Raw genomic sequence first — 11,808 nt, forward strand, 5'->3', positions numbered from 1 at the left:
TCCTCGCGTGGTTGGAGTAGTCAACAGCACGATCACCTACCGTCGAGAAAGGCGGTGGTCGCCCGCGTGGCGCGCGGGTCGAAGAGCGTTGTCATGTGGCCTCGGCCACGGAGCAGGAGGAGCCGAGCGTTCGGGATGCCGCGTGCGGTCGCTTCGACGAGCGCGGGTGGGACGAGGGGATCCCGGGTGCCGCCCACGACGAGCGTGGGTGCGGTGATCTCGCCCAGCCGTGCGGTCACATCCCACTCTTGAATGGCTTCGACGAGGGCGACCTCACCGGGGGCTCGCTGTTGGTCGGCGCCCAGCGCGTACATGGCCGCGACGACCACGCGCAGGAGTCCGTGTGCGACCAGGCCGCTGCTCATCCAGGCGGCGGATTTCCCCCGGCGTTCCAATTCGACGCTCCGTAGCAGGTCATGTCGTCCGCGGTCGCTGACGCGGCTCGCGGCGACGGAGATGACCAGGCGGTGTACAACTTCGGGGTGGTCCATCGCGAGTTGGAGCGCGATGACGCCTCCACCGGAGCTACCCATGACGTCGACCGGTTTGCCGAACCGCTCGTGCAGTGCGACGGCGTGCCATCCGGCCAATCGGGCAATGGTTGTGCCGGAAGGCATGTCGATGGGACGGTTGATCAGATGGACCGTGCGGCCAGATCCGAGCGCGACGGCGCGGGCCGACCGGGCCATGGTTCGCGGGACCCCGTGGGACAGGTCGGCACCTGGACCGAGGCCGGCCAGGAAGACCAGGGGTGCGCCGTTCCCGGTAGCCGCCACGGACAGTCCGTCGTTCAGGCGTTCGCCCTGCATCCCGGCCTCCGCCCGTACTCAGTCGGGTTGTCGCAGACCGAAATCCTAGCTAGTAACGCCGCCACCAGGCACGTTCCCGCTGGTTCCACCGCCGTACCCGCCTCGACCGAGCAAATGTCCTGGTCAGCTAGGAATTGGCGGCTGCCGTACTAGGGCCGCCTCTACTGGAAGTCGAACTCGTCGGCGCGGACGCCGGCAAGGAAGGCGTCCCACTCGGCCCTGGTATAGATGATCGTCGGGCCGTCGGGGTGACGGCTGTGCCGCACGCGTCGCGAGCACATCCGGAGTTCTCGCGGGATAGATACCGGCCTCGATTCGGCTCACGGTCCCGCCGTCACGCTGGACGAAGCCGCCGGCCTCCTTGAGCGTGAGACCACTGGCCTCAGGTTCGAACTCGCCCAGTCTCGTCCGGACCGGCCACGCTGGGGGTGATCCGCGCACGGCCGTGGAGAGGGGTCATCGATGGAGCCGGCGGCGGGGGTGGTGGAGGAGGACGAGTACGGCGGGCAGGAGGAGGGCGGGAATGACGAGGTCGAGCGGGTCGAAATGTGCGACTCCGGGGGCTCCCGCTTCCGCGACGAAGTAGCGGGCCGCCAGGTAGTTGAGCTGGTAGGCACCTACGTAGACGCAGGTCGCGACGCCGAGCGCGTAGCCCCAGGCGGTGCGTCGCCACAGCAGCAAGCCGGCCAGTACCAGCGGCGGGGCGATCATGGTCAGGTCGAGGGCCTGGCCCAGGTGGACCTGTGCCGGGGGCAACGGCAGGACGTCCGCCGGCACCTGGCCCGTGACGGCCTGGCGGACGATCGTGGTGGCGTACATGCCGATCATCGAGACGGCCGGCAGGATCAGCAGGCCGCTCACCCAGCGCATCGCCGCCGGGGCGTGGGGGGCGACGTCCAGTTCCGTCAGCGCCAGGACCAGTGCCGTCGCCGACAGCACGACGATGGTGACATGCAGCAGGAACAGGTCGATGTAGACGGGGTCGTAGATGTAGTAGGCGTAGTTGTAGACCGAGTAGGCGAGCATGCCCACCCAGACGAGGTCGGCGCGCGGGGAGCCCCGTACCGATCCGGCGAGCGCCGCGAGCAGCAGGGGCACGCCCGCCGCCAGGGTCGCCAGGTCGTTGCCGCGGAACCTGGCGACGAGGACGGCGGGGCCGGGGTACAGGTCGTCCCTCCACAGGCCGGTCGTCGCGGCGGCGAGGGTGAGAACGGCGATGAGGCCGGTCAGCCACCAGGCTGTCCGGAAGTGAGGACCCGGCCGGGTAGGTGGCCGTCTTGAGGTCGGCGGCAGGGTGCGGGAAACGATCGTCTCGTCCATCGGGAGAACCCCTCACTGGAAGCGTTCGGGCCCTGCGCTGACGATGACGCCCGGGTGCGACGCCCGCCCAGAGGCTTTCGCCCGGACCGCGCCGGCCGAAGGCCCTCGCCCCGGAGGGGTCTTCTCGGCGGGAGTTGGACGGCTCTCGTGGAAAGGTACGGCCGGTGCCCTGGGTGGGGCACCGGCCGGGGGAGGGCTCTAGAACACCGGGGTGCCGGCGCGGGTGAGTTTCCAGTTGGGGTCGGCGAAGGTGGCCGGGTCGATGGTGCCCGAGGCGGTGGCGTACTCGATCAGCGCCTGCCGGATCTCCACCTGGGCGTTGTAGACCACCGGAGCCGTCGTGACGTGCGGGAAGCCGCCGCCGCCCGACTGGCGGTAGTTGTTGATGGCGACCACGAACGACTGGTCGGCGGTCACCGGCGCGCCCTGGTAGGACAGGCCGGAGATGCGCTGCCCGACCGGCTGGGAGATGTCGATGTCGTAGGACACGCCCGACAGCTGGTCGTAGTTGTAGTCCGGGGTGCCGCCCGCGTTGGTCAGCGCGGCCAGGTCGATCGGCGCGCCGGGGGCCACCTGGGCGAAGTACTTCGCCGAGTACTCCAGGTAGTCCTTGATCTGGGCGCCGGTCAGCTTCACGCCGAGCAGCGTGTTGTCGTAGACGTACAGGCCCGCCATGTCGCGCACGCTCACCGGCCCGGCCGGGAAGACGGCGGTGCGGCTGAACGGCGCGGCGATCGACAGCACCGGCAGCGAGGCGTCGGCCGTGCCGGCGATCGCCTTGCTCACCAGGTCGGTCTGCACCTTCTGGATGTAGTCCAGGATCGGGGTGTCCTTGTAGGGCGACTCCGTCGCCGACAGCTGCTCCTTGGACTGGGCGATGACCTGGTTGACGTAGCCGACCGTCTTGTCGTGCCGGCCCTTCATCAGCGCGACGATCTTCGGGTCCTCGGCGACCGTGTTGGTGTTGACCGTGGCGGAGGACTTGCCGGTGACGGTCCACCCGCCCTGCCGCTTGGCGAGGGTGAAGTCGACGACGGACAGGCGCTGGCCCCATTTGCCCGGCTCGGTGAGCAGCACCTGCTGCCCGGTCACCTTGTTGGTGACGAACCTCTGCGGGACGTCGTTGTGGGCGTGGCCGAACAGGACGGCGTCGATGCCGGGCACCTGCTCGGCGACCAGGGCCGAGGCGTTCTCGACCGGCAGGTCGGTGCCGTAGGAGGACATGCCGTTGTCGCCGGCGTGCGCGGTGACCAGGACGACGTCGGCGCCGAGGCCGCGGATCACCGGCACCCACTTCTTGGCCGTGGCGACCAGGTCCAGGAACTTCAGCCTGCCCTCGACGTTGCCCTTGTCCCAGATGGCGATGCCCGGGTTGGTGAGGCCGAGCACGCCGACCTTGATCGGCTTTTCGCCCTTGACCTTCATCGTCTTGATGACGAACGGCCGGTACGCCGGCAGGCCGGTCCTCGCCGAGACGGCGTTGGCGCCGAGCACCGGCGCCTTCATCTGCTTGATCCACGTGGCCAGCAGGGGCAGCCCGTAGTTGAACTCGTGGTTGCCGAGGGTCACCGCGTCGTACCCGATGGCGTTCATGGCCTTGGCCATGGGGTGGGTCCGGCCGGTCTGCGTGATCGGCTCGACCTTGGCGTAGTAGTAGTCGAGCGGCGTGCCCTGGATGGTGTCGCCGGAGTCGAACAGCAGCGTGTGGCCGGCGCCGCGGTCGGCGCGGATCTGGTTGACCAGGGTGGAGACCTTGGCCAGGCCGACGTCGTTGTGCGCGCTGTCGTCGAACTCGGCGTTCTTGAAGTAGTCCCAGTTAAGGGCGTTGCCGTGGATGTCGGAGCTGGCCATCACGGTGACCTTGACCGTGTGGCCGCCCGTGGCTGAGGCGGGCGCGGGGGACGCGAGCAGGCCGACGGCCGCGGCGGCGGTGGCACCGGCGGCCATGACCCGGCGGATTCTGGAACTCATGGCGGGGACAGTAGCCAGAGGACATTGCTTAACGGTCACAAGACGCCACTCGCGGACGTATCGCAGTGATGAACTCCCCTCGGGATGGCATGGAGGAAGCGGGGAGCGCTCCCCGAGGACCTGAGCGTGCGCTTCGTGTGAGGACCTGTCAAGAGGCTCGTTAACAAGAAGGAAACCTGTCGATACGCGAGGACAAGTATTCGCTCTTGTCTGAGAGCGCTCTCACCCAAGGTGGACTGTCGGATGAACACTGCTCTGACCTGCATATATGTCGCCGGATCGCAGAGAGCGCTTTCTCACACGTGATCGTGGGCGGTGTGCACATCACGACGATCGTTACGCGGGGACCCGTTGACACGAGGGTGTATGCGGCGTGACCCTTCTCGGGGAGCGCTCCCTCCAAGATCACGTATCTGCCCCCCAGGAGGGTCTATGGGCAAGTTCCGCCCCGGGATGGTCACCCCTCTGCTCGCCGCGGTGCTGGCCGTCGGCGTCACCGCCTGCGGTGGCGGTGGTGACGGCGCGGGCGCCGGCGCGTCGTCGGGCGCCGCCCAGCCGGCCGAGAAGATCAAGCTGACCGTCGCGCTGTTCAGCGACTTCCACTTCGCGCCGCTGTACGAGGAGTTCAAGAAGACGCACCCGAACGTCGAGATCGTCGAACGCCGCTCGCAGTTCAACGACCACCACAAGAACCTCACCACGCAGATCGCCACGGGAGCGGGCGCCGCCGACGTCGAGGCCGTCGAGGCCGGCTACATCGCCACCTTCACCCCGCTCGCCGACAGGTTCCACGACCTCAACGAGTACGGCCTGGGCAAGCGGCAGGCCGACTACCTGGACTGGAAGTGGAAGCAGGGGCTGTCCAGCGACGGCGCCAAGGTGCTCGGCCTCGGCACCGACGTCGGCGGCCTGGCCATGTGCTATCGCACCGACCTGTTCAAGAAGGCCGGTCTGCCCACCGAACGCGACGAGGTGTCCAAGCTGTGGCCCACCTGGGAGGCCTACATGGAGGCGGGCAAGAAGTTCGTCGCCGCCAAGGTGCCCGGCGCCAAGTGGTTCGACGGCCCCGGTGAGAACTTCCGCGCCATGATCGACCAGGCCCCCGTCGGGTTCTACGACGAGCAGAACAACCTCGTCGCCGGCACCAACGCCGACGTGAAGAAGGCGTTCGACCTGTCGGCGCGGATGGTGCTCGCCGACGAGTCGGCCAAGCTCGCCGCGTTCAGCCCTCCCTGGAACACCGGCCTGACCAAGGGCTCGTTCGCCACCATCATCTGCCCGTCATGGAAGACCGGCAGCATCAAGGACGCCGCGCCCACCACGGCGGGCAAGTGGGACGTGGCCGCGGTGCCCGGCGGTGGCGGCGGCAACCAGGGCGGCACCCACCTCATGGCCCCCAAACAGGGCAAGCACCCCAAGGAGGCCGCCGAACTGATCGACCTCCTCACCAGCAAGGACACCCAGCTCAAGCTGTTCACCGAAGCGGGCGCCCTCCCCTCGATCCCCGCCCTCTACGACGACCCGACGATCACCGGGTTCAAGAACGACTTCTTCAGCGACGCGCCCACCGGCAAGATCTTCACCGACGCGGCGAAGGCGCTCAGGCCGCAGCACGTCGGGCCCAAGGCCGCCGACGTCCTGACCGCTTTCGGCAATGCGCTCCAGCGCGTCGAGCAGGGCAAGCAGTCGCCGGAGGAGGCCTGGACGCAGGCCCTGAAGGACCTGGAAAGGATCAAGTAATCCCGGGCCCACGGCCGGCCCGGCACCAGCGGGCCGGCCACGGGTCCGCGAGGCCCAGCGGTAGGCGTGCCCGCTCCCGCGGCGCCGCCCGGCCGTCCCACCCGGCCGGGCGGCCCCGGCGGGGAGGCCCGGCCCGCCGGTCTCGATGGCCTGCCGAAAGGAGCTGCCATGGCCACCCGTGCCCCCGACAACCTGGCGGCGGTACCACCCGCCCCGCCTGTGCGGCCCCCTGCCCGGGCCCACCGGCGCCGCCTGCTGCTCCACCGGCTCGACGTGAAGGCCTCCCCCTACGCCTACGTCGCCCCGTTCTTCCTGCTGTTCTGCGGCTTCGGGCTGTTCCCGCTGGCGTACACCGCCTGGGTGAGCCTGCACGAGTGGACGCTGCTGTCCGACGTCCACGAGTTCATCGGCCTGGACAACTTCGTCACGCTGCTCGGCGACGACTACTTCTGGAACGCGACCTTCAACACGCTGTCCATCGGCGTGCTGTCCACGGTCCCGCAGTTGCTGCTCGCCCTCTGGCTGGCCCACCTGCTCAACCGCCCGCTGCGCTCCCAGACCCTGTTCCGCGTCACCCTGCTGCTGCCCAACGTCACCAGCGTCGTCGCCGTCGTCGTCATCTTCAGCCAGCTCTTCGGCCGGGACTACGGGCTGATCAACTGGGTGCTGTCGTGGTTCGGCGTCGTCGCCGTCGACTGGAACGCCGGCACCGCGACCTCCCACATCGCCATCTCCGTCATGATCATGTGGCGGTGGACCGGGTACAACGCGCTCATCTTCCTTGCCGCGATGCAGGCCGTCCCGCGCGAGCTGTACGAGGCCGCCACCATCGACGGGGCCGGCGGCCTGACCCAGCTGCGCAGGATCACCGTGCCGATGATCAGGCCGACGATCGTCTTCGTGGTCATCACCTCCACGATCGGCGCCATGCAGATCCTCGCCGAGCCGCTGCTGTTCGGCGTCTACAGCCCCACAGGCGGCCCCGACCGGCAGTACCAGACGCTGTCGCTGTTCATCTACGAGAACTTCGTCAAGCTGGACTTCGGCTACGCCTCGGCCGTGTCCTGGATGATGTTCCTCTTCATCGTCGTCATCGCGGCCGTCAACTACCTGCTGACCCGCCGGGCGAGAGGAAGCCTCACGTGATCCCGCGCACGGCGGGCGTCGCCCGCACCCTCACCTACCTGACGCTCATGGCGGTGGCGTTCTTCTCGGCGCTCCCGCTCTACTACAGCGTCGTGGTGGCCTCCCGCGACAACTCCGCGCTGGCCGACGTGCCGCCCCCGCTGCTGCCCGGCGGCAACCTGCTCGCCAACATCGGCCGCGTCTTCGACACCGTCCCGTTCGCCCTGGCCCTGCTGAACTCCGTGCTGGTCGCGGGCTCGATCGCGCTCTCGGTGATGTTCTTCTCCACGCTGGCCGGCTTCGCCTTCGCCAAGCTGCGCTTCCGCGGTGGCAGGGCCATGCTGCTGCTCACCGTCGCGACCATGATGGTGCCGACGCAGCTCGGCATCATCCCGCTGTACCTGCTCATGGTGAAGCTCGAGTGGACCGGCAGCATGTACGCGCTGATCGTCCCCGCGCTGACCAGCGCCTTCGGCGTCTTCTTCATGACGCAGTTCCTGTCGCGGGCACTGCCGACCGAGCTGCTGGAGGCCGGCCGCGTCGACGGCTGCACCACCTGGGGCCTGTTCTGGCACGTGGCGCTCCCCGCGGCCCGGCCCGCGGCGGCCGTGCTCGGCATGCTCACGTTCATGTCGGCCTGGAACGACTACTTCTGGCCGCTCATCGTGCTGACCCCGGAGAACCCGACCGTGCAGGTCGCGCTCTCCACCCTGGCCGCGGGCTACATCAGCGACTACGCGCTCAGCCTCACCGGCACCGCGCTCGGCACGCTGCCGCTGGTCATCGTGTTCGCCCTGCTCGGCAAGCAGATCATCGGCGGAATCATGCAAGGAGCGGTAAAGGGATGATCATGACCGCTACCACCCGGGGGACCCGGCCCTCATTTCTGACGGAGGGGCGGGCGGCCTTCCCCGAAGGCTTCGTGTGGGGCGCCTCGACGGCGTCGTACCAGATCGAGGGGGCGGTGAGGGACGACGGCCGCGGGCCCTCGGTCTGGGACACCTTCTCGCGCACGCCCGGCAAGGTGGCCTCCGGGCACACCGGCGACGTGGCGTGCGACCACTACCACCGCTACGCCGAGGACGTCCGGCTGATGGCCGGCCTCGGCCTCGGCGCCTACCGGTTCTCGATCTCCTGGCCGCGGGTGCGGCCGGACGGCGTGGGGCCCGTGAACACGCGGGGGCTGGACTTCTACGACCGGCTGGTCGACGAGCTCGCCGCGGCGGGCATCACGCCGTACGCGACCCTGTACCACTGGGACCTGCCCCAGGCGCTGGAGGACCGCGGCGGCTGGACCTCCAGGGACACCGCCCACCGGCTGGCCGAGTACGCCGAGGTGGTGCACGCGCGCCTCGGCGACCGGGTGCGGCACTGGACCACGCTGAACGAGCCGTGGATACAGGCGTTCCTCGGTTACGGCAGCGGCGTGCACGCGCCCGGCCGCACGGACGCGCGGTCGGCTCTGCTGGCCTCGCACCACTTCGTGCTCGCGCACGGGCTGGCGGCCCAGGCGCTGCGCGCGGCGGGGGCGCAGGAGGTCATGCTGGTCGTCAACTCCTCGCTGGTGGTGACGCCCGAGCAGATGCTCGACCCCGGCGCCCCCGTGTCGGAGGCCGACGGCGAGGCGGTCGGCCGCGCCAACGCCCTGATGCACCGGCAGATCCTCGACCCGGTGCTGCTCGGGGAGTACCCGGCCGAGGTGCTCGCGGTCCTGGAGCGGCACGGCGGCCTCGGGCACATCCACGACGGCGACCTCAAGGACGCCCACCAGCCGGCCGACGTCATCGGCGTCAACTACTACAACCCCTGCGTGGTGCGGTCCGCGCCGGGTGAGCCGGCCGACGCCGCCTGGCCGGGCGGCGAGGACATCGCCTTCCCCGCCGTGCAGGCGCCCAAGACGGCCATGGGCTGGCCGATCGTCCCCGAAGGGCTGTCGCGCCTGCTGCTCCAGTTCTCGCGGGACTACCCCGGGACGAGGCTGATGGTGACCGAGAACGGCGCCGCGTTCGACGACGTCGTGACGCCCGGCGCGCCGGGGGAGCCGGGCGAGCCGGGGGACCGCGTGCACGACGCCGACCGCACCGCCTACCTCGAGTCGCACCTGCGCGCCGTGCACGCCGCCATCGAGGGGGGCGCGGACGTGCGCGGCTACCTCGTCTGGTCCCTGCTGGACAACTTCGAGTGGGCTGAGGGGTACGACCGCAGGTTCGGCATCGTCCGCGTGGACTTCGCCACCCAGCGGCGGCTGCTCAAGGACAGCGGCATCTGGTACCGCGACGTCATCAGGGAGAATGGGCTGACATGAGACGACCCACCTTGGAGGCGGTGGCGGCTCGGGCGGGTGTGTCGAAGTCGAGCGTGTCCCGGGTGGTCAATGGTGAGGCGTCGGTCACCCCCGCGATCCGCGAGGTGGTGCTGCGGGCGGTGCGCGAGCTCGGGTACGTGCCCAACGGCGCGGCCAGGAGCCTCGCGACGCAGCGCACCAACACGATCGCGGTGATCGTGTCCGATCCGCCGCAGGGCGTGGTCTCCGACGACCCGATGTTCTCCACGGTGGTCCGCACCGTCAGCCGCATCCTGGAGGACGCGGGCAAGCAGGTCACGCTGATGCTGGCCGGGTCCGCCGAGAGCCGGCTGCGGGTCGAGCGGTCCGTCGCGGCCGGGCATGCGGCCGGCATCCTGCTCGTGCCGATGCACGGCCCCGACCAGCTGCCCGGGTCGCTGGCGCGCATGGGCGTGCCCATGGTGTCGTTCGGCAGGTCGGCGCCGGGGGTGCCCTACGCCGACAACGACAACGTGGGCGGCGCCCGCCTCGCCGCCGGCCACCTGCTCTCGCGGGGCCGGCGGCGGGTCGCCACGATCACCGGCCCGCTCGATATGATCCCCTCGCAGGACCGGCTGGCGGGCTACCAGGCGACCCTGCGCGAGAGCGGGCGCCGGTCGAACGTCGCCATCGGCGACTTCACCCGCGTGTCCGGTGCGGAGGGGATGCGGCAGCTGCTGGAGGACGACCCCGCGGTGGACGCCGTCTTCGCGGCCAACGACCTGATGGCCGTCGGGGCCCTGCACGCCCTGCGGGAGGCGGGCCGCCGGGTGCCCGACGACGTGGCGGTCGTGGGCTTCGACGACATCGAGGCGGCCCTGTACACCGCACCGCCGCTGACGACGGTGCGCAGCCCGATGGGGGAGCAGGCGGCGGCCGCGGCCAGACTGTTGCTCGGGCTGCTGGACGGGGCTCCAGGCGACCCTGTCATCATGCAGAACGAGCTGGTGGTCAGGGAGTCCGCGTAGACGATCATCGTTGGAGGACACAAGAATGAGACGACCGACTCTCGAGGCCGTGGCGGCGCGGGCGGGGGTGTCCCGGGCCACGGCGTCCCGGGTGGTCAACGGGGGGACGACCGTCACCACGGAACTGCGCGACGCGGTGATGCGCGCCATCGACGAGATGGGGTACGTCCCCAACCTCGCGGCCCGCAGCCTGGTCACCCAGCGGACCGACTCGATCGCCCTGGTGGTGTCCGAGCCGCCGACCAGGGTGTTCTCCGACGATCCGATGTTCTCCACGGTCATCCGCTCGGCGAGCGCCGAGCTGGAGGCCGCCGACAAGCAGGTCCTGCTGATGCTCGCGGGCACCCCGACCAGCCACGCCCGGGTCGAGCGCTACCTGACGGGCGGGCACGTCGACGGCGTGATGCTGATCTCGATGCACGGCGCCGACCCGCTGCCGGCGGCGATCACGCGCATGCGCGTGCCCGCGGTCTCCTACGGCCGCCCGGCCGTCAACGTGAACCTGCCCTATGTCGACGACGACAACGTGGGCGGCGCCGAGCTGGCCGTGCGCCACCTGCTCGAACGCGGGCGGCGGCGCATCGCCACGATCGCGGGGCCGCCCGACATGATCGCCGGTCAGGACCGCCTGGCGGGCTACCGAACGGTGCTGCACGGGTCCGACCGGCGTTCGATCGTCGCGATCGGCGACTTCACCCGCGAGTCGGGGGCCGTGGCCATGCGGCAACTGCTGGAGGACGACCCCGCGCTGGACGCGGTCTTCGTCGCCAACGACCTGATGGCCATCGGAGCGCTCCAGGCGCTGCGGCAGGCGGGCCGCCGGGTGCCCGACGACGTGGCCGTCGTCGGGTTCGACGACATCGAGGCCGCGCGCTACACCGAGCCGCCGCTCACGACCGTCCGCCAGCCCTTCCGTGAGCAGGCCGCGGCCATGGTCCGCCTGCTGCTCAGCCTGCTCGAAGGCGGCCAGGCCGACCCGGTGGTCCTGCCCACCGAACTCGTCGTGCGCGAGTCCGCCTGAATCGAGCCCGCGTGCGCGGGCCGCGCCGATCGAGCCCGCGTGCGCGGGCCCGTGCGGGTCGAACCCGTCGTGCGCGGGCCCGTGCGGGTCGAGCCGCCGCGCGCGAGCCCGCCGCCGTGCGCGGGCCCCGCCATGAGCGGCACATCGGTGAACGGCCGGCTGCCGCACGCCGGGCAGCAGGAGCCGGCGCTTCCACCCGGCCGGGAGCTTCCCGTCGCGGCGCCCTCGAGAACCCTCCTCGTCCGACGGAATCCGTGGGCGCGCTAGCCGACGACTTGAGTCGTCTTGACAAAAAAAGTGTTCGGTGCGACCGTAGAGCCATGGCCGAAGAGACCTGGGGAGACCCGGGCCGGCGGCCCGGCAGGAACCGGCATCGAGATGGAGGAGACGCGCGATGACGCACCCGTTCGAGTTGCGCAAGGAGATCGAGCTGCGGGCGAGTGCTTCGCAGGTGTGGGAGGCGGTGTCCGGTGGTCCGGGGTTGGACTCCTGGTTTCTGGGTCGCAGCGAGGTGGAGCCGCGGGTGGGCGG

The 11,808-nt window shown here is 70.3% G+C and carries 10 protein-coding genes; 6 read left to right on the plus strand and 4 right to left on the minus strand.

All coding sequences use genetic code 11. The annotated features are described in order from the left end of the window. Window positions 1-32: 32 nt before the first annotated feature. The 4 genes from ACFO60_RS39255 to ACFO60_RS39270 all read right to left on the minus strand — a co-directional run bounded on the left by ACFO60_RS39255 (window position 33) and on the right by ACFO60_RS39270 (window position 4,100). Entirely contained in the window at window positions 33-809 is a 777-nt protein-coding gene (locus ACFO60_RS39255) for an alpha/beta fold hydrolase (protein WP_380852074.1), read from the minus strand. Window positions 810-970: 161 nt separating this feature from the next. Then, a complete protein-coding gene (locus ACFO60_RS39260) occupies window positions 971-1,075 on the minus strand; it encodes a DUF397 domain-containing protein (protein ID WP_380852076.1) in 105 nt (34 codons plus the stop codon). A gap of 190 nt (window positions 1,076-1,265) precedes the next feature. Continuing rightward, window positions 1,266-2,129 carry a hypothetical protein gene (locus tag ACFO60_RS39265; protein ID WP_380852079.1) on the minus strand — a complete coding sequence of 288 codons (864 nt, stop codon included), beginning with the start codon at window positions 2,127-2,129 and terminating at the stop codon, window positions 1,266-1,268. A gap of 198 nt (window positions 2,130-2,327) precedes the next feature. Further along, window positions 2,328-4,100, minus strand: a complete 1,773-nt coding sequence (locus tag ACFO60_RS39270) for a bifunctional metallophosphatase/5'-nucleotidase (protein ID WP_380852082.1) — start codon at window positions 4,098-4,100, stop codon at window positions 2,328-2,330. 432 nt (window positions 4,101-4,532) lie between these two features. Here ACFO60_RS39270 and ACFO60_RS39275 point away from each other — a divergent pair, with 432 nt between their 5' ends. The 6 genes from ACFO60_RS39275 (at window position 4,533) to ACFO60_RS39300 (ending at window position 11,277) form a co-directional block, all read left to right on the plus strand. Continuing rightward, window positions 4,533-5,840 (plus strand): ABC transporter substrate-binding protein, encoded by a 1,308-nt coding sequence (locus ACFO60_RS39275; RefSeq protein ID WP_380852085.1) that lies wholly within the window; start codon window positions 4,533-4,535, stop codon window positions 5,838-5,840. 168 nt (window positions 5,841-6,008) lie between these two features. Next, the gene (locus tag ACFO60_RS39280) at window positions 6,009-6,986 is read left to right on the plus strand and encodes a carbohydrate ABC transporter permease (RefSeq protein WP_380852088.1); all 978 of its coding nucleotides are present in this window, start codon (window positions 6,009-6,011) and stop codon (window positions 6,984-6,986) included. Further along, on the plus strand, window positions 6,983-7,813 hold the full coding sequence (locus tag ACFO60_RS39285) for a carbohydrate ABC transporter permease (protein ID WP_380852091.1): 831 nt from the start codon (window positions 6,983-6,985) through the stop codon (window positions 7,811-7,813). Before ACFO60_RS39280 ends, ACFO60_RS39285 begins: the two co-directional genes overlap by 4 nt. 2 nt (window positions 7,814-7,815) lie before the next feature. Beyond that, on the plus strand, window positions 7,816-9,270 hold the full coding sequence (locus ACFO60_RS39290) for a GH1 family beta-glucosidase (protein ID WP_380852099.1): 1,455 nt from the start codon (window positions 7,816-7,818) through the stop codon (window positions 9,268-9,270). Then, complete coding sequence (locus tag ACFO60_RS39295; protein ID WP_380852094.1) at window positions 9,267-10,256, plus strand: LacI family DNA-binding transcriptional regulator; 990 nt, start codon at window positions 9,267-9,269, stop codon at window positions 10,254-10,256. The genes ACFO60_RS39290 and ACFO60_RS39295 overlap by 4 nt, the downstream gene beginning before the upstream one ends. Before the next feature lie 25 nt (window positions 10,257-10,281). Then, entirely contained in the window at window positions 10,282-11,277 is a 996-nt protein-coding gene (locus tag ACFO60_RS39300; protein ID WP_380852096.1) for a LacI family DNA-binding transcriptional regulator, read from the plus strand. Window positions 11,278-11,808: the final 531 nt, after the last annotated feature.

Source organism: Sphaerisporangium dianthi, assembly GCF_042654065.1.
In the GTDB taxonomy this organism is placed as follows: domain Bacteria; phylum Actinomycetota; class Actinomycetes; order Streptosporangiales; family Streptosporangiaceae; genus Sphaerisporangium; species Sphaerisporangium dianthi.

Excerpts from the sequence above, each read along its gene's own strand:
- ACFO60_RS39255 (WP_380852074.1), bottom strand. The coding sequence starts at position 809 with ATGCAGGGCGAACGCCTGAACGACGGACTGTCCGTGGCGGCTACCGGG.
- ACFO60_RS39265 (WP_380852079.1), bottom strand. The coding sequence starts at position 2,129 with ATGGACGAGACGATCGTTTCCCGCACCCTGCCGCCGACCTCAAGACGG.
- ACFO60_RS39270 (WP_380852082.1), bottom strand. The coding sequence starts at position 4,100 with ATGAGTTCCAGAATCCGCCGGGTCATGGCCGCCGGTGCCACCGCCGCC.
- ACFO60_RS39275 (WP_380852085.1), top strand. The coding sequence starts at position 4,533 with ATGGGCAAGTTCCGCCCCGGGATGGTCACCCCTCTGCTCGCCGCGGTG.
- ACFO60_RS39280 (WP_380852088.1), top strand. The coding sequence starts at position 6,009 with ATGGCCACCCGTGCCCCCGACAACCTGGCGGCGGTACCACCCGCCCCG.
- ACFO60_RS39290 (WP_380852099.1), top strand. The coding sequence starts at position 7,816 with ATGACCGCTACCACCCGGGGGACCCGGCCCTCATTTCTGACGGAGGGG.
- ACFO60_RS39295 (WP_380852094.1), top strand. The coding sequence starts at position 9,267 with ATGAGACGACCCACCTTGGAGGCGGTGGCGGCTCGGGCGGGTGTGTCG.
- ACFO60_RS39300 (WP_380852096.1), top strand. The coding sequence starts at position 10,282 with ATGAGACGACCGACTCTCGAGGCCGTGGCGGCGCGGGCGGGGGTGTCC.